The sequence below is a fragment of the Paenibacillus sp. FSL R5-0378 genome (genome assembly GCF_038009285.1).
GTDB classification, from domain to species: domain Bacteria; phylum Bacillota; class Bacilli; order Paenibacillales; family Paenibacillaceae; genus Paenibacillus_AQ; species Paenibacillus_AQ favisporus.
In genome coordinates this window covers 1,692,235-1,709,457 of record NZ_JBBPAY010000001.1, presented here as the reverse complement: position 1 = coordinate 1,709,457, position 17,223 = coordinate 1,692,235, and the positions used below count along the sequence as shown (strand labels likewise).

At 56.1% G+C, this 17,223-nt stretch carries 20 protein-coding genes; 4 read left to right on the top strand and 16 right to left on the bottom strand.

Annotated features, from left to right (window positions below):
* The 14 genes from MKY74_RS07825 to MKY74_RS07760 form a co-directional block, all read right to left on the bottom strand.
* Nucleotides 1–576, bottom strand: coding sequence for a YmfQ family protein (locus MKY74_RS07825; protein ID WP_076175070.1), 576 nt, complete (start codon nucleotides 574–576; stop codon nucleotides 1–3).
* Entirely contained in the window at nucleotides 569–1,687 is a 1,119-nt protein-coding gene (locus MKY74_RS07820; RefSeq protein ID WP_076175072.1) for a baseplate J/gp47 family protein, read from the bottom strand. The genes MKY74_RS07825 and MKY74_RS07820 overlap by 8 nt, the downstream gene beginning before the upstream one ends.
* Nucleotides 1,687–2,145 (bottom strand): DUF2634 domain-containing protein, encoded by a 459-nt coding sequence (locus tag MKY74_RS07815; protein WP_076175074.1) that lies wholly within the window; start codon nucleotides 2,143–2,145, stop codon nucleotides 1,687–1,689. The genes MKY74_RS07820 and MKY74_RS07815 overlap by 1 nt, the downstream gene beginning before the upstream one ends.
* Entirely contained in the window at nucleotides 2,138–2,548 is a 411-nt protein-coding gene (locus MKY74_RS07810; protein WP_076175076.1) for a hypothetical protein, read from the bottom strand. Before MKY74_RS07810 ends, MKY74_RS07815 begins: the two co-directional genes overlap by 8 nt.
* A complete protein-coding gene (locus MKY74_RS07805; RefSeq protein WP_076175078.1) occupies nucleotides 2,541–3,518 on the bottom strand; it encodes an XkdQ/YqbQ family protein in 978 nt (325 codons plus the stop codon). Before MKY74_RS07805 ends, MKY74_RS07810 begins: the two co-directional genes overlap by 8 nt.
* The gene (locus tag MKY74_RS07800) at nucleotides 3,515–4,150 is read right to left on the bottom strand and encodes a LysM peptidoglycan-binding domain-containing protein (protein ID WP_179232172.1); all 636 of its coding nucleotides are present in this window, start codon (nucleotides 4,148–4,150) and stop codon (nucleotides 3,515–3,517) included. The genes MKY74_RS07805 and MKY74_RS07800 overlap by 4 nt, the downstream gene beginning before the upstream one ends.
* 42 nt (nucleotides 4,151–4,192) lie before the next feature.
* On the bottom strand, nucleotides 4,193–5,845 hold the full coding sequence (locus MKY74_RS07795) for a hypothetical protein (RefSeq protein ID WP_076175082.1): 1,653 nt from the start codon (nucleotides 5,843–5,845) through the stop codon (nucleotides 4,193–4,195).
* 15 nt (nucleotides 5,846–5,860) lie between these two features.
* Nucleotides 5,861–5,995 (bottom strand): hypothetical protein, encoded by a 135-nt coding sequence (locus MKY74_RS07790; protein ID WP_263880942.1) that lies wholly within the window; start codon nucleotides 5,993–5,995, stop codon nucleotides 5,861–5,863.
* A gap of 23 nt (nucleotides 5,996–6,018) precedes the next feature.
* On the bottom strand, nucleotides 6,019–6,453 hold the full coding sequence (locus tag MKY74_RS07785) for a phage tail assembly chaperone (RefSeq protein WP_076175084.1): 435 nt from the start codon (nucleotides 6,451–6,453) through the stop codon (nucleotides 6,019–6,021).
* Between the two features lie 361 nt (nucleotides 6,454–6,814).
* Complete coding sequence (locus MKY74_RS07780) at nucleotides 6,815–7,222, bottom strand: phage tail tube protein (protein WP_076175086.1); 408 nt, start codon at nucleotides 7,220–7,222, stop codon at nucleotides 6,815–6,817.
* Nucleotides 7,223–7,296: 74 nt separating this feature from the next.
* On the bottom strand, nucleotides 7,297–8,757 hold the full coding sequence (locus MKY74_RS07775; protein WP_076175088.1) for a phage tail sheath family protein: 1,461 nt from the start codon (nucleotides 8,755–8,757) through the stop codon (nucleotides 7,297–7,299).
* Nucleotides 8,758–8,760: 3 nt separating this feature from the next.
* Complete coding sequence (locus MKY74_RS07770) at nucleotides 8,761–8,970, bottom strand: hypothetical protein (protein WP_076175091.1); 210 nt, start codon at nucleotides 8,968–8,970, stop codon at nucleotides 8,761–8,763.
* 11 nt (nucleotides 8,971–8,981) lie between these two features.
* Nucleotides 8,982–9,821, bottom strand: coding sequence for a hypothetical protein (locus MKY74_RS07765; RefSeq protein WP_076175094.1), 840 nt, complete (start codon nucleotides 9,819–9,821; stop codon nucleotides 8,982–8,984).
* A 441-nt stretch (nucleotides 9,822–10,262) separates the two neighbouring features.
* Entirely contained in the window at nucleotides 10,263–10,739 is a 477-nt protein-coding gene (locus tag MKY74_RS07760; RefSeq protein ID WP_076175096.1) for an ArpU family phage packaging/lysis transcriptional regulator, read from the bottom strand.
* Between the two features lie 262 nt (nucleotides 10,740–11,001).
* Here MKY74_RS07760 and MKY74_RS07755 point away from each other — a divergent pair, with 262 nt between their 5' ends.
* The 3 genes from MKY74_RS07755 to MKY74_RS07745 all read left to right on the top strand — a co-directional run bounded on the left by MKY74_RS07755 (nucleotide 11,002) and on the right by MKY74_RS07745 (nucleotide 13,848).
* Entirely contained in the window at nucleotides 11,002–11,460 is a 459-nt protein-coding gene (locus MKY74_RS07755; RefSeq protein ID WP_076175099.1) for a helix-turn-helix domain-containing protein, read from the top strand.
* Nucleotides 11,461–11,499: 39 nt separating this feature from the next.
* Nucleotides 11,500–11,913, top strand: coding sequence for an ImmA/IrrE family metallo-endopeptidase (locus tag MKY74_RS07750; RefSeq protein WP_076175102.1), 414 nt, complete (start codon nucleotides 11,500–11,502; stop codon nucleotides 11,911–11,913).
* Between the two features lie 102 nt (nucleotides 11,914–12,015).
* Nucleotides 12,016–13,848, top strand: a complete 1,833-nt coding sequence (locus MKY74_RS07745; RefSeq protein WP_076175104.1) for a 5'-nucleotidase C-terminal domain-containing protein — start codon at nucleotides 12,016–12,018, stop codon at nucleotides 13,846–13,848.
* A 158-nt stretch (nucleotides 13,849–14,006) separates the two neighbouring features.
* Here the strand turns inward: MKY74_RS07745 and MKY74_RS07740 are convergent, their stop codons facing one another.
* The gene (locus MKY74_RS07740; RefSeq protein WP_076175107.1) at nucleotides 14,007–15,158 is read right to left on the bottom strand and encodes a transglutaminase domain-containing protein; all 1,152 of its coding nucleotides are present in this window, start codon (nucleotides 15,156–15,158) and stop codon (nucleotides 14,007–14,009) included.
* Nucleotides 15,159–15,197: 39 nt separating this feature from the next.
* On the bottom strand, nucleotides 15,198–15,653 hold the full coding sequence (locus tag MKY74_RS07735) for a hypothetical protein (RefSeq protein ID WP_076175110.1): 456 nt from the start codon (nucleotides 15,651–15,653) through the stop codon (nucleotides 15,198–15,200).
* 363 nt (nucleotides 15,654–16,016) lie between these two features.
* On the opposite strand from MKY74_RS07735, the gene MKY74_RS07730 reads away from it, so the two are divergent.
* Complete coding sequence (locus MKY74_RS07730; RefSeq protein WP_076175112.1) at nucleotides 16,017–17,174, top strand: MFS transporter; 1,158 nt, start codon at nucleotides 16,017–16,019, stop codon at nucleotides 17,172–17,174.
* Nucleotides 17,175–17,223: the final 49 nt, after the last annotated feature.

Sequence of the window (17,223 nt, the reverse complement as noted above, 5' to 3'; positions counted from 1 at the left end):
TTAAGCACCTCCAGATCTAAAAGCAAATTTCGAGAATGGCGTCTGCTTCAACTGATTAAATGTCATCATGTTGTTGATATCCTTAATAAGCAAAAACCGGAATTCATAAACGATAGCCATGTGTGCTGGCTTAATGTCGTCCAACACCCTCTTCAAATCCTCTATGTTCGAAGGGATACCAAGAGTACCAATAAAGGTAACGGTGATTCTATACTCACCCGGTGAAATCAGTACACTAACTTCCCCGCCGTCGTAGGCCTGCGCCACGTTTTTGATCATAGAACCCGCAACCTTGCCACTGCCTCTCAGCTTGGATTCAACATAAGAGCGTCTTTGATCAATCGGCTTATTTTTATCCGTAGGTATCCCCAGCTCCGCCTCCCACCGTTCCAACCCCCACGTCGCCGTCTTCACAAAAAACTGCTCCAACGTCTCACTCAGCGCCGCATAAAGAGCATCCATCTCCGCGCCTTTGGCATCCACATCAGCTCGAATGACCCGGCTGAATTCGTAGTAAGCTGGCAGATAGGAGAACAGTTCGGCACCACGAGAGCTTGTAAATGTAGCGTCACTCATGAACGTCCACCGCCCCCAATACGGCTACTTCCCCCGGACTGATTTGGATATTCGTATCCGCGGCACCGTTAACCGTCAGATTGGAATAATCGATGATCGGCGGGATATCCAGCAGAATGGCAGCAATTCGGGTAAAGCGGACAAGCGGATCGGCAAAAGCCAGCTGTTTCAAATAGGCGGTAATGCCGCCGATCATCTGCTCCTTGACCATGTCTAAAGTTGCACCGTCAGCCAAAGTGAGCTGGACCGAGATATCGATCGGCACCTCTTTTGCGGGCATTACCGTTACAACGGGTCCTGCCGGGGCCTTCCCTTCCCCCTGACCGTCCATCGTCGGATCAATATACTGCTGAACTGCTTCAACGATTGCCGGACTGGCTGCCCGTTTATCCATATCGACCAAATAAATGCCTACAGTCCCCGGACCTTGCCATAACGGAGCGACCTGCACTCCTCCTACGCCAGGAACCTCGTTGGCCCACTGGATATATTGAGCTTTGTTGCCGCTGGTCCCCTGGTTTCGGATTTCCGCATAGTACCGTTCCAATAACGACTCATCCGACTCTTCATCGGCTCCGCCGGTTACTGCTGCCGGATTGCTCACCGAAATGATGCCGCTGGTTGGAACCAACAACACCTCAATGACGCCTGCCGGGACGTTCCCCTGGCTGCCTGCAGTCAAGGCCGTGATGGGTGCCACTCCCTCACCGTTGCTATCCAGCGTCACGTCCGCGGTTGTTTGGTACTCAATGCTGGACTCTCCTGTAATCTCGTCAGCCGGCGTGGCTATCAAAGTTCCCTTCGCCAGTTTTTTCCCAGGCTGCCCCACAAACTTCACGGTCCCGGTCGCAGGCACCGCTGCTCTCCGGTTCACCCCGCGCTCCGCCGTTCTTAAGGTCAGGTACTCACCGAAAGCCGTACTCGCAAACCCCCGCCTCAGCACCTCCTGCGCCCACAGCGCCGCCTCGGAGAGCATGAACGCCACCGGCGCCTGCGCGTCCCAAATAAAAGAGCCCTCGGACTTGTCGATATCCGAAGGCACCCTGGCCAGCATGCGGTTCATAATGTTTTCTTCCGTCTGATCCTGCAAAAAAAGCGGCAAGTCCGCCATCAGATCACCACGCTTTCTATGATTTCAACCTCGTCCCGGACGCTTTGAATGCGACAGCTGAAGCGGCAGGCCTCGCCTTCCCACGCAAACACGAACTGATCCACGCTCTCCGTCCGCGCATCCGCCAGGAGCGCCTCCGAAACCATGCGTCGGATTTCGCTCTCGAGCAGAGCGTGATCGTAGCCGCTGCCGACCAGATCCTCCAGCTCGCTGCCGTAGTCTCGGGAATAGATGAGATGGCGGTAGCGCGGGGTACGGATGGCTTTTTCGCACCAGGTTACCCAGGCTTCCCTTTCATCCGCAACGGCGATTTTACGGGTGGGGGACATGACGAATTCCCCGGCGTCAAAATCGAACCGCCAGCTTCTCCCAAACACCGCCCCGCTTCCCTCCAATAGCTCCGTCTCCGCATCCTCGGTCCAGACCATGTCTTCCGTCTCCGGAAACAAATTAGCCACGGCCGCTCACCACCCTGCAGACGACGACCACGTCATCCCCGCCGTTTACGCGGACGGCCAGCACCCGGTCTCCGGGCTTAAGCCCGGCACCCAGCTTCAGCGCAGCATCCGGAACTTCGGTCTCGTCAAAATAAAATGACGTATCCATCGCCACGCTCCCCCAGTTCGGAGTATCCGTTCGCGTCCCAGACGCTCCGACCGCCATATAACGCGGCAGCGCAAGCAGCCCGGGCAGCTCCGCCACCATGTAGTCCTGCATTTCGTGCTTGAAATCGTCCAGCTTCAGCCCCGTCGACGTGATCGTCCCCAGTACCGCCCCGACGCCGCCGAGCGCCTGGCGCGTGTGCTTGCCGACCGAAGCGTACAAAGAGGATGCAAGCTGTCCATACGGGTCTTTATTCAAGGTAAAACCTCCTTTTGACGTCGTCGTAGGTCCCGAGCTCCAGCGACATGCTTCCCGGGTTGCCCAGTTCGCGGCTGACCGAGATGACCAGCAGCTGCACTTGGCCCAACTTAACCGCATCCCCCGCCCGAATCGTATTGATATCCGGAGCGTTCACAGTGATCGTCTCCTGGATGCCGCGCAGCTTGCTGCGGGCGAGCTCGCGGGCGGCTGCTCCATTTTTCACCTCGTCTTCCTGGATAATCGCCTGGAGCTGCCCGTACTTGGCTACGTCCTTTTCTTCAATGGCGAGGACTTTGGAGGGAACCTCTTTGCCTGTCTCGCTCGCCGCGGTCGCCAGCACCTTCACCTTCGTCGCCGCCCCTTCCAGCGTGCGCGTCTGCATCGTATCGGTTACCGCCTCAAGAACGTAGACGTCCGGGTTCGTACCCAGCTCGTACAGCTCCAAGCCGGAGGCGATCATCCGGGGATGATACAGCTTGCCGCCGGCTTTGGCGGTCGCCCGCAAATCTGCAAACATGCTGGCATACAGCGACTGCGTCCGGTACACAGCCCGGCCCAGCTCCTTGCCGGTATCCGGCAGCTTGGCGATTTTCAAATTCCAGTCGGCGGCATACTTTTTAAAACGCTGCGTCGCCGTCTGCTTCGCCGGGAACAAATACTCGTCCTCCGATTTGTCCAAATAAACAGTCCGGTCGTACAGTGTTATAGTCATCCGCTTCATGCCGTTGTTCGTCGTCTCGACTTCCCACACCACCGCAGGATGCAGCAGAGTGACGTAATCCTTTTTCCCGTAAGGAATACCGCTGATACGGATCGCCATGCCCGGCGAGATCGGGGGCAAATCCGGCGTCACCACCAAGTTGACCGTGCCCTGATAAGCGATCTGCTCCAGCGAATCCCGCAGGTTGATTGCCTCCACCAAGGGGGTCAAATCGTATTTGTCCTGCAGAATCACCTTGTAACTCATGACAGCACCAACTTCTGCCCCGGCTTAATAGCGTTCGGATCCTTGCCGATTACCTTCTGGTTCAGCTTGTAGATCTGGTTCCATTTTGAGCTGTCACCGAGCTCCAGTTTGGCGATTTTGGAAAGGGAGTCCCCCGCCTTGACCGTGTAGGTTTTGTTGTTCTCCTTCATGTCGGTGCGCTGCTTTTTGTTGACTGCCGTCCCGCCGCCAGTGCCGCTGCCAGCCGTTTTCGCCACCTTAAGCTCTCTCCACGTGCGGAGCGTGATGTCGAAATACACGTCCCCCGGCTCCCCGCCCCGGAACGTCGTTTGATGGGAGGCCACGAACACGGGCACATTGATCCCGGCTTCGCTGATGACAAACCGGAGCGGGGTTTTCATCACCAAAAAATCGTTCAGTTTGTTCATCGCCACCTGCGGATCAGGCAGCTCGCCTTTTCCCCCTTTGCAGAAGGATTCGTCGTACACTTTCGGAAAAAAGGAGGAAAACGAGATTTCCTTAATCCGGTCCCCCTGCGGAAAATCGAACTCCCCGGACGAGAGAATGTTGGCGGTATCGTAGCCCTTTTGCCTGGAAATGATCACTTCCTCCGGATTGACCGGAAACGTGAATCGTTCACCCTTCCCGGTCATTAACACCAAATCCACAGCAGTTCCTCCTCTCTGGAAACGTCGTTACACATATGCTTTCGCCCCCGGCTTGCGGTTCTGCGCAGCTTTGGCAAACTCCGAACGCAGGCGCTGCCCGATCTGCAGGATCAGGCCCTCCACATCTATGGGAGTCTCTTCATGCACAGTCACCTGGACTGCACCGGCCGGGAGATTGTAGTTGGTTTCCGTTTTAAAATCCTTCAGAAACCCCGACAGCGCCGACATCTGCTCCGGACTGATCTGCACGAGCTGTGGCGTCGTTTTGCCGCTCCCGTTGCCCCCGATTCCCGGCTTAACGCCTCCGGTTGCAGCCTGCAGCCGTGGGCCTGTTCCCATCGGAGCGGCCGGACCTTGGGCTCCGGGCAGGTAGGGACCGTAAGCTTTGCTGGTTAGTGGGAGGGGGGATGTTGGGGGCACATACCTATTCGGGTAGATCATTCCCGGTAACCCTTTTTGGGCTGTCCATGCAGGTGAAGCATATTGTCCGTACGGCAATCCTGTAGAAACAGCTGGTGCAGATCCTATGCTGGATTCAGGTTTTACGGGAGCCGGCTTGTCCTTTTTCTTCTTTTTCGAGAACAGACCCGAGACCCAGCCGCCGACCTTCTCTCCTATATAACCTCCGGCTGCACCACCCAGCATTGCTCCGACCGCCGTTCCTCCACCAGGAATAACCGATCCTAAAAAGCCTCCCAAAACTGTTCCGACGCCGCTCCCGACGGAGGACCCGATGGCTTGAGCCCGCTCTTTCCCGGTCTTTGCGGTCATAATGGATATGGCATCGGCTGCGAATCCAAGGACCCCCGGCAGATTTTTGCCTATGCCCTTGGCGGCTGAAGTCATCATTCCACTGCTTCCGATGGCTTTTACGGTAGAAGCAGCGATCCCGCTGCTCTGGGCAGCTTTTGTGGCTGAATTGGCGATCGCGCTGCTTTTACCGCCACCGAAGAAATCCTTTCCACTTTTCCACAATCCCTGTATTCCGCCGATAACGCCTTCACCAGCAGAACCAATGGTACCGATGAAATCACCCGCTGCGCCCATCGTTTTCCACGCTCGGCCCAAGGTCTTTTTCCGTTTATAAGTTTCAGTCCTTAGAGGAGTTTCCCTTTTGGCAGCGTCAGGATCGGCCGCCAGGTCCTTTTTTTCCTTATCCTTGTCCTCGCCTTTCCATGCCTTTTTGATGGCTTTGCCTTTATCCGGGATTTCCCCCGCGCTTTTCAACCCTCCGCCAAAGTTTTTAAGTGCAGAAAATACATCCTTGATTTTGTCAGAAGTGGACTTCGGCTCGTCCTTCTTCTCCCCTCCGATTTTCAGCCCTCCGATGGTCTCCGTGAGCTTTTTGACGGCGGCCGAGTTTTCCTGAAGCGCTGTAACGAGAGTGGAAAAATCAATCTTTCCGCCTAGCGCTCCCCCACCTACTGCAACATCTACAGTCGCCGTCGCCCGGATAACCTGCGATTTCACGCGATTGATTTTTTCCAGCAGGCTGTCCAGCCCTTTCGAGGCACTGTCCTTCAGTGCGATTTCGGGAACCATACGGGTTTTCCCGATCTTCAGCACCCGCCCCTGAATCCGTTCAAAATACCGCTCCATCGCCCGCAGCTCCCGGTTCGCCTTGATCACGTTTTTCGGATCGATGACGAGATTTAACCGGTAATTTAACGTTTCTGCCATGAATTCTTCACCTCCTTAACCTTGATTCATGGCTGCCATCTGTTCGATTTCTTCCTGGGAAAAAGCGAGCAGCAGCAGCCGCTCCCCGCGCGGGAGCCGCCAAAACTCTCCGGGACGAAGGTGATGCCGGGCCCACAGGTGGTACAGCATCGTCGTCATTCCCCCGGAGCCGATCAGTTTTTTAGGTCAGCGATCTCGACCCCGAAACCGGACAGCTCCAGCACCTTGTCGCCGACGGCGTCCAGTTCCCCGGCCAGCAGCATGCGGCGTACCGCCTGCTCCCCGCCCGACAGCTTCAATCGGCTTGTGATCCGCGGATCGCCCCAGCCGTTTAGCGTAAGCCCCTTCACTTCCAGCTTGCCGGTAGCTTCGGAGATAAGCAGCGCGTTGAACGTTTCGGTATCGACCTTTTCGTCCACCGCCCCTTTCACCGTCCGGCGGACCGTACACCGCTCACGGATGCTATCCACCTTGCTCGAGGTCAGGCCGTGCAGTACGATCTGCATATCCAGACGCTTGATGCGCACAGTCTCCTCCGGCAGCTTCTCCGCCGCCTCAAACAGGCTGTCCAAAATTTGTTCCTCGCTCCAGTTATCCTGCAAGCTCATGCGTTTTCCTCTCCTTCATTTGCTGAATGGTTTATGTCCCTAAATGGATGATGTTGAGAGTTTTACTTCTTGAAAAGAGTACTTACTCAGCCATTTTGCGTTTCCAGTCAGGCCGTACAATAGGTGTGCCGGTTCCAGTTCACGAAAAGAACACCCATAAGCGCAAAAGTGCGGCTATTTTCCGGGAAATCTCACCTAAGGCACGATTAAAAGCAAAAGTGCAGCTTCATTTCCGGCCAACCCGCCATTTCGCGAATTCCGCCAGAAATCAGTGCACTTTTGCTTCTATATTCTTTTAAAATGGTGACTTCGGCTGGATGAATAACACTTTTGCAGTTTGGCAGATATTTCTCCGGACTCCTTAGTCTGCCGTGATCGGGTCCAGCAGCTCGTACCCTTCAAAGGTAAACGTCGTTTCCTCCTGCACTTCCTCGCCAGCGGTCCAGTTGGCCAGCTGGATTTTGTCCGGCATGCAGCGGATCAGGCGGACGCGCTCGTGTCCGTAGGACTCGGGATCGTCCAGCTTGGAGATGATTTCAAACTTCGTGAAGCCGCGGTTGATCATGTCCGAGGTGACTTTGTAGCCGCTCATCGTGCCGGTTCCTTTTTTGCTGCCGCTTTTGTGGACCGTCCAGTCGCTGCCCACCAGCTTGAGCTCGCGCTTTTCGATTTCGACGCTGGCTTCGAGCTTATTAATGTGCGTCTGCCATACACCGTCGATATAGGCCTGGCCGTACGTGCCGAGAATGACTTTTGAAGCATCCAACATAGGGGTTCCTCCTCAGAGTTATTCATAGTTTTTTTCATAGATTGCATGGTTAAAAAAAGACCGCGGCTCTTCCATCACTGCACGTAAAAGGTGCCGAACAGCTGCTCCATCACGTCCGTCAGCTTCACATTCCACTGCAGGAACACCTGGTCAGGCTCCGGCTGCTTCACCGCAGAATCGCCGTAGTAGGCCGGGTCGAGGACGACGTCATAGCCATCCGGCTCAATGACGCTGCTCAGCGACAGCTGGCCGAGGTATTCCTTCACCGCGCCGATCAGGGCGAGGCTGCCTTCTTCCGTGTTGTTCACGCGGCCGATGTACGTCTGCTCCGCCGCCCGCTGCAGATCCGCATTGATCGCGTCCATGACGCGGATGGAGCGGATCTTCTTCCAGGCGCTGCTCTGGCCTTCGGCCGGTGTCGCCAGCGTGTTAATGCCGCGCAGCGCCTTCACCTGGCGGCCGTCAAAGAAGAGCAGGAACACGCCGCTCTTCACGGCCTGCTCCTGCTCGGAGCGCGTCCAGCGCCGGGTAACGTCCTCGAACGGCGTGACCGCGTACGTCGCGGACTGGTTCAGGCGCTGACCCGCGATCAGGCCGGCCACATAGGCGGCCGTCTGCGCGGAGCTGTAGTCCGTCCCGGACAGACGGACGCCGTTGCCCACGTTGACGATGCCCTCGTGGTTCAAGGCCAGGGAGCGGGCCGCCGCCAGATCGGCCGCGTCCTTCGACACGTCATCGGCGGCGCTGCCTCCGAAGACGGCCATGACGCCGCGACCTTCGCCGCGCAGCCGCTTGATCCAGGCGGCAAAGCTCTGCAGCAGCGCCATGTCGGCGGCATAGTCGAGCGCCAGCAGGTCGAAGTCCTGGCCTTCGGCGGCCTCCTGCATGGCGACGTAATCGGCGTTCGTCAGGCCGCCGATGCCGCTCGCGCCGCCGGTCAGCGCCAGTCCGCTGACGTCGGCCGGTACACCGCCGCCATCCACGGCCTCGGCAGTGACCCAGTCATTGCCGCCGTTGATGCTCGCGGCCAAGGAAGCGGCCGTGCCGTCCGCGCCGGTGAAGGTGCCGAGCAGCTTGGCGCCTTCATACAGGCGCAGCTCCTTTGCGGCCGGATTGCCGAGCGCAGGCTGTACCGTCACGGTGAAGCCGTTGCCGCGGCTGCCCGGGTGCTTCGCCGTCAGCTTCAAGACGGCGGCCGGCGCAGCATCGCCGCTCTGCAGCGTCACGGCTGCCGCCTGGGCCGTATCGTCCGCCAGGCGGTAGGCCAGCAGCTTCTTCGGGCCGCCGAGCAGCGCCAAGTATAGTGCCGGGTAGGCGGTCGCCCCATTTTCGCTATCTGCGGCAAACATCGCAGCAATCGCCTGCTCGCTGCCAATCTCCACGAACTCGCGGACCGGACCCCAATTGGCTTTGACCGGCACGATCACCGTTCCGCGGCTGCCGCCTTGAATGGCCGACGTTGCCGCTGCTTTAAAGTTCATATACAATCCCGGCAGCACCGGTTGATTTGTGCTTTCCCAAGTTCCACCTGCCATAAGTTAGACCACCTTCGCTTTCATGAATTGTTGGATCTTTCCCTGTACCTCGGCGATCGAAAAATGTTGACCGTCCATGTCATGCATAGCACCTGCCACGACCTCTGCCCGTACCCCGAACAGCTCCTTGGCCTGCGCCTTCAATTCCTTCAGCTCATACCTCGGCATGCCGCCTCCGGCATCCGGGGTTTTCGAAATTTTCTTTACGCCCATATCGGGCCACCTCATTTCGTGATAGGTTGAACGGCAACGCGGCGGATTAGCGCCGCTTCCTCCGCAGGACGCATCCGCCGCTGCACCAGGGTCAGCTTAAGCTGTCCATCCAGTATGGCGTCGGCCTGCATATTCGCGGAAACTTCCGCTACTGACAGGTAGCGGCGTTCCCCGTCACCAAGCGGCAGCTGGGTTTGCGCCCCCAGCTCCTCCACCAACGCGACCGAGGCATGATGCTCGGTCTCCGGGAACGGCGCCGCCAAATGTCCCACAAATGTTTTGCGGACCTCGTACATCGAAGCCCCCGCCATCTTCGTCTCACAGCCGGCAAGGCGCCACAATACGGCATGCTCCTCCCGGTCCCCGGGCCAGGACGTTTCGTAGACCTGCCACAGGTCAGCCAGCTTGCCCCGTGTCCATTCCGTCAGGGCGCTGAGCCATGCATCCGCAGGGGCAGGCGCTTCGGCTCCCGAAGCCTCCGGCAGGTATGCACCGAACCTGAGGCACCGGATGATGCCGCCCGAGGCCGGATCAAGCGCGTCCGCTTCCGGAACGCCCAAATAGTGCAGCAGGATCGCTCCCGGATCTGGACCTGCTATTTTTTGGCGCTGCAGCCCCCGAACCAGCTGCTGTGCCCAGGCATCCAGCCGGGATATCCCGGCAGTGCCGCTGTACAGCTTCACGCGCACCACCTGCCGGTAACCCGCCCAAGCAGACTTCCAAATCTCCTCGCCAAGGGTGAGAACAGCGTATGGCCCGTCGTCCCCTCCGGCCGGTGGCTGCACATCGTAGATCCGGCCTTCCAGCTCGGGAATCAAGGCAGCGACTGCCTGTTTAACGGCTTCCCTCATACTACTACTCGCCGAACCGTTTCTTTTGCGTCATAGCCCCTTCCATTCTTTTGTGTCCGCTGAATTTGTATCAACTCGGCCCCCTCCTCTCTCTATGATCATGGCTTACCGGGCAATGAGCATGTACACGTCCGCAAAAAAACCGGCCCTTCCGGCCGGCTTAACATCCACTGATTGTGTTCGGTACGCCCCTTTGCTTCATTCCCGATGATATAATCTTACACCCCGGATTCGAAAACGCTGACGGCAGTTCGGACGGTTATCGGCGGAAAATAGTACGAATATATGTTCGTGTTTTTCATCCTTTTTATTCCAAATAGGAGTGGTTAATATCAGCACTTCTGCGGCCGATTCATCCCCCGAAACTCCCGCTTCCCATTGGATAAAGAAAAAAGCCGAAGACCTCTCCGGTCCCCGGCTTGTCCCGCTTATGAGCAGGCTTTATTTGGAATTGCATGCTTTGGCTTTTTGAAGCTCGGATAACGTCAGCAGCCCGCGGTCTGCAAACGCCAGCGCCATTTTATAGAAGGCTCGCGTTCGTATTTTCGTGTACGTGTCCTTACTGACCGGCGGGTCGAGCACGTAATTGTAGACTTTATAGTCGAAAACGTCATCTTCCTTCATGTACCGTTCGCGGATCAGCGTCTGTTCCCGTTCGCCCAGCCGTTCCACGATCGACTCGATCATCCGGCAGTATGCCTGGCGGGTCGCAGGCGCGTCCACATTGTAGACGGCGACCTGCGCCGTCTGGTCCGAGGTCACGTTGGTCGGTCCGTGAAACCGTTCTGTATAAGAGGCGGTAACGTTCGCTTCCCTGACTTCAAACGTAATCGTTTTATAGATCCGGTATTTCTCCAAAATCGCTTCAACGGCGGCCTGGGTCTTGCGGCGGTCCAGCTGCGGCAGCATTTGATCCATATTCAAACACGCTCCTTCATGGATGTTCACCTAAAAAAAACTGTGGCTTGTTCGCATTTTTGTTCGTATAATGATGTTAACATACCACTTTTTGGGTATCCCGTAAAACCCGGAAATCCCGCCTTAACCACCATTTCGCTCCGGATTCCTTTTTCTTTCATGCCATTTGGTAACTATAACATCATTTTCTTTACCTTTTGGCAATATTGGATTATAGTAACGGATAGAAATAGATCAACGTCATAGAGGGAGTGGCTAAACCGTGGAAAAAGAATTCGGAGCCGTGCTTAAGCGGCTGCGCGAGCAGAAGGGCATGACGATCAACCAGCTTGCCGAAGCATCGGGCATCAGCAATTCGCAAATTTCCCGCATGGAGAACGGGATTCGGGGCGTGCCCAAACCGCCGACCATCCGGAAGCTCGCGGACGCGCTGGAAGTTCCTTACGGCGAACTGATGAGCGCCGCAGGGTTTTGGGATGCAGACGGGGCTGCCAAAGGATTGCGGGAGGAAGCGCCGGCATGGGCGACCTATAAGGACAAGCGGGATTTCAAGAAAATGCTCGAGGAAGACGGAGAGCTGATGTTCGACGGAATTCCGCTGGACGCCGAGGACAAGCAGCGTATCAAGGATGTCCTCACCGGGCTGTTCTGGGAAGCGAAGCAGATGAATAAGCGGAAGAAGAAGGAGCCAGGTTCTCCGGACAGCCCCTCTTCTTCGTGATGGGTGGGACGAACAATCCACAACTTGCAGGTGAATCCTATGGATGAGATGATTCGAAAGCTAATCCGAAAATATAAGACCAGCTGCCCTTTCGAACTTTCCCGGTCCCTTGGCATTCATATCCGCTACCTCGATCTCGGCAAATCCACCAAGGGACTCTATTACCGGAAACTGAGACGGCGGTTCATTGTGATTCACAGCGAGCTGTCCCCCGAGTGGCAGCGGTTTGTCTGCGCGCATGAGCTCGGCCATGACCGGCTCCATAAGGGGATCAACCGTTTTTTTCTGGAGGAGCATTCCTACTTTGCCCCCGGCAAGCTGGAGCGGCAGGCCAACCGGTTTGCCGTCGGCCTTCTGTCCGCGGGAACGGCGATACTGCAGGACGAAACGACTGAAACCTACTGCAAGCGTGTCGGCATTCCGCCGGAAATGCACACTTATATTCAACCTTAGGCCAATAAATGATTCATAAGTCTTATTTCACCGTTCCGATAGTCTATTAGAATAAAAGGGAAGGAAAATTTATCTAATACGATTTAGGAGGTTATGAGATTCATGATCACAAGGAAATGGTTCACCTCCCTTCTGTTCAGCGCGGTGCTGTTGGCTGGTTCGGCCCAGATGGCAGCGGCGGCAGAGGGTACGACCGGGAGCACCCCGGAGCCATCCGCCCCGTCCGGCAAGCATATTACGATTCTGCACACAAATGATATGCACGGCCGTGCGGTAGAAGCATCCCCTGAAATGGGATTTGCCAAGGTCACAGGAATCTTTAACCAATACCGCAGCAAAAATCCGGATACGCTCGTTCTTGATGCAGGCGATGCCGTACATGGTACGCCATTTGCCACACTCGTTCAAGGCGAGAGCATCGTGAAGGTCATGAATGAAATGGGTTATGACGCCATGGTTCCGGGCAATCACGAATTCAACTACGGCTGGAAGCATCTCGTCGAACTCTCCAAGGAGTTAAAGTTCCCGATGCTGAGCGCGAACGTCATCCAGTCTGACGGCACTACCCTCTTCAAGCCTTACATAATCAAGGAAGTCGACGGCGTCAAGTTCGGCATTATCGGCCTGAGCACGCCGGAGACCGCATATAAGACGAACCCGACTAACGTCACCGGGCTGAAGTTCGCCGATCCATCGGCCGAAGCCAAGAAATGGGTGAACGAAATCCGCGGGCAGGTCGACGTCGTTGTCGTAGTTGGCCATCTCGGTCAGGACAAGTCGAGTGTCGACACCAGCCTTAAGGTCGTTAAGGAAGTGCCCGGCATCGACATTTTCATCGACGGACACAGCCATACGGTTCTGGAAAACGGCCTGATGGCCGACAACAACACGTTGATCGCCAGCGCCGGCGAATACACGAAATATGTCGGCGTCGTCGATCTGTGGGTCGACAACCATAAAGTGGTGAAGAAAGAAGCCACGCTGATCGATGAGAAGGAAGCTGCCGATATCAAGGCCGACCCGAAGGTCGCCGATCTGGTCGCTTCCATCCAGAAGGAGCAGGAACCGATTCTGAAGGAAAAAGTCGGCGAAACGCCTGTGAAGCTGGAGGGTTCCCGTGAGAAAGCGCGCACCGGCGAAACTAACCTCGGTGACCTGCTGGCCGACGCGATGCGCGATGTGAGCCAATCGGATGTGGCCATCACGAACGGCGGAGGCATCCGCGCGTCGATCGAAGCCGGCATCATCACCAAAGGCGACATCGTTACGGTTCTGCCATTCGGCAACCAAATCGTGCAGCTGAAGGTTAAAGGCTCTGATATTAAGGCGGCCCTCGAGAACGGCGTATCCGACTATCCGCAGTCCAAGGGAGGCTTCTCCCAGGTTTCCGGGGTGACGTTTAAGATTGATACGTCCAAGCCGAAAGGAAGCCGTGTTCACTCCGTGAAGATCGGCGATAAAGCGCTCGATCCGGACGCCACGTATTCGCTCGCGACCAATGACTTTATGGCTGTCGGCGGCGACGAATACACGATGTTCACGAAGTATCCGCAAGCCGGCATGTACGGCGCCCTGGACGAAGCCCTGATCAACTATATCCAGCAGGGCAAGCCGATTCCGGAAGGACCGGCCGGTCGGATTACCGAAGGACCTGCCCCTGCGCAAACGACAGCGCCGACACCGTCCGAACCAGCGCCAACGCCGGCCAAACCGGAAACGTCGGCGCCTTCGAAGCCGGCAGCGCCAGCCAAGCCGCAGCCTGAGGTCAAACCGGCCCCTGCTCCAGCCGCGAAGGTCTATATCGTCAAGAAAGGCGATACGCTGTACAGCATCTCGCTGAAATACCATACGACCTGGCAGACGCTGCGCGACCTGAATCATATCAAGAACGCCAACCGGATTTATCCCGGTCAGCAAATCAAGCTGCCTGCTTAAACCTTGACGGCAACCTTAAGGAAGCTGCGAAACTCGGGAATGAAGCCCAGCATCCGGCTTCAAAGCATCATCTATCAAAGCACAAAATCCCCTTGCCCAGACAACCGGGCAAGGGGATTTTGTTAATGATCCTATACCATCAGATATTCCAGCTTGAATTACAGCATCTGCTCCTTAATATGCGTTTCCGCAAATTTCGGAGGATTAAACCAGTCGCCGCTCTGTGCCCATGTCGGATCCAGCGGCACCCACTTGTTCTTTTCAGGCAAATACACTTCATTCCAGGCATGCGGTCCATATCCGCCCTGGCCGTCATAGCCTTGGCCGGTGACCACCTTCACCTGCAAGCCCTGGGACCGGGCCATTACTGCATACAGTCTGGCATAATCGATGCAGACGCCCTTCTTCGTGTTGAACGTATCCTGCGGCGTCTGTTCATGCCAAATGCCCCGCTGCTCGTAATCATCTACCTTGCCGTAATCGTACTGCACCCGGGTGCCGACCCAGTCATACAATTTACGCGCCTTTTCCTCGTCGGTTTCCGCGCCCTTGACGATCTCGGCGGCGGCCGCCTCGATATCCGAAGGAATCGCGTGGTCGATCACCTCGTATTTGCGCTGCATGATGCCGTTCAGCTCTTTTTCGACAGCTTTCGTGAATACCGGAAGCTTGTCTTTTACCAAGTGACCCGACAACGGTTCGATGACCCGTTGCGCCCCTTCTTTATAGATCGGCGACGCCTCCACATATTGGGTAAACGAGGTGTGCGGATACAGCGATACATACACGAACAGCAGCGCGACGACGACGATACACCGTCCTGCCCCGATCAAGAGGCCGATGCACGCACCGGCCAATCGGCTCAGCAGCGAAGCGGAGGACTTCCCGCCCGGGTTAAAGAGCGCGCTGCTCCCGCCGAAAATCAGCACCGTTAACCAACGGATCAGGAAACGGATGATGCTGTAGCTCACGATAAAGATGACGGCGAACCGCATCAGCGGAAAATCGGCCATCGCCGTAATGAACGTATAGTAAATCTGCTCCCACATTTTCAAATCCCGGTTCGGGAGCTGGCTGGCATAATCGGCGAGCCATTCCTGAACTCTGGGTGATACCCATAAGGTAAAAGGAACCGCAAGTACCAGTCCCAGCAGAATAAAGACGCTTTCCCTCAGCAGGGACAGCAGCCTTCCCGCAGAGCGGGATGCGCCCCGGCTCCAGCCCTGAAGCAGGGACACCAGCAGGATCAGCAGCAGCAGGATGCTGATGATGTTAAATTCCTTAAGACTTTCTATCCATGATTGCAGCATAAGATGACCCCCTCCACGTTGGTGCATGGATTAAGTCCTTTATTTTCCATTTGAACCGCCCGCCTGGCTCTGGGATTCAGAGATAAACGATTTGACCGTGTCGTTGATCTTCCACTGCCCGAGGGGTACGCCGCGGAACGTGACATCCACTTTGTCGCTTCCCTTGGTTCCCTTCATTTCCAGGTTCGGCGTCGTGATCGTAAACGTTCCGTCCCCGTTGTCTGCATACTTGGCATCCTTGGCTTCCTTCATCATGACATCCATAGCCTCGTTCTTCAGCGTATCTACGGTCTCGTCCTTCACCGTCGTTACGACCTGATTGATCTGCTCCAGGGAAATGCCGCTGTATACGACAAGCGCCAGCACGATGATGATGACGAGCGCCCATTTGACCATCGTCTTGACCAGATTCAGGACGATAAACAGCACGACAAGGGCAATCACGATCACCAGCCAGTTTTGCTGCAGAAAATCGGACCATACCTGCATATCCATTTCAAAAACACACTCCCATCGACCTGAAGGGCTTAAGCCACCCTATCAAGTGATTTAGAAACTTCCATTCGATTATACATGATCCGGACATCGGCTGTCAGCCAGCCCTTAGACGGGGCTTTCCGTCGTTCCCGGGGCGTAGGTGCCTCCAATATCAAGAAATCCACAATCTGCCCGGCATACAGCAGTCCAGTCTTACGTAACCTGCAAAGCTAGCGATTTGCCCGTCCCAAAAAAGAGGGTCTAAGCCGCCAAGTAGAAACGTACACGTAGATTGATGAACGAATGGTTGTCTCAACCGCGGGTCAACCCGTTCCACACCGAACGTACAGATGATGAATCTGCGAAAAAGGAGCTGCTCACGTGAAAACTGCTATTTGGCTGTACATGTTTTTGTTTCTCGCCTTCTTCGACCTTCACGCCCAGTACCCCATACTCACGCCATTCGCGGTCTCCTTGGGAGCAGCGCCGGTCTTTATCGGGTGGATGATGGGCATATATGCACTCACCCATTTGCCCGGCAATTTGATTGCAGGTACGGTCATCGACAAGCACGGCAGCCGGCGCTATATCATTTTCAGCCTCGTATCGGCCGGTATCGTCCTCCTGCTGCAGGCGCATGTTCAGTACCCTTGGCAGCTGCTGGTCCTGCGGTCGATCAGCGGCTTTGTGCTGGCCTTCTTGTCGCCAGCCTGCCTTGCCCTGCTCGCTTCCCTGTCCAAAAACGAGGTGACCCAGGGCAAATATATGTCCGGTCATGGCGTAGTGCATACCCTGGCCTCGGTCGTGTCGCCGGCTGCGGGAGCCTTTATCGTGGCGCATACCGGTTATTCGACAACGTTCCAGGGTCTCGGGTGGCTGCTGATTGCGACCGGGGTCATGGCGGTTTTCAGCGTCCCGAAACCGGTCAAGGCGATGACGGATGCCCTTGGCGGTAATGAAGAAGCTGCAATGACGTCCCCTGCCCCCAGCGTATCCTGGCGCTATTTTATCCTCCCCTTTGTCGTTTCCTGTTCCCAAGGGATCCTGTTCTTCGAGCTGCCATTGCGCGATACCGGGGTGGAAGGCATTAAGTCGACCGGCATCCTGTTTTCCGTCCTGAGCATCGGCGCCCTGGTTACGCTGAGCATGCTGTTTATCAACCGCTATTCACCCTATAAAAGGGTCATCGCAGGCGTTCTATTGATGGCTCTTTGCTTCTTTGGCATGGCCGCGTTTCCTCATGTGCCGCTGGTCGTTATCCTGTTTATTCTCGGTTCGGCAAAAGGCATCATCTTCCCTGGGCTTGCCTCCATGTTTATTCAGCTCAGCGGCGGCAGCAAGCTGGGAAGGATCTTTTCGCTCCAGTCCATCGCCATGTCCATCGGCTCCTTTATCGGTCCGATCGCCGCAGGCCAGCTGAGAGGATCCGTGTCGCCGTACTACATTGCTTTTGTCCTCCTCATGGCGGGACTTATGATGATCCCCATCAACCGCAAGGGATCTGCGCTTCATCCCCATATAAACGAAAATCCGGTGTAGTCATAAGCCTAAAAATCGAGAGATAGGCCCCTGCACAATAATTCCTGCA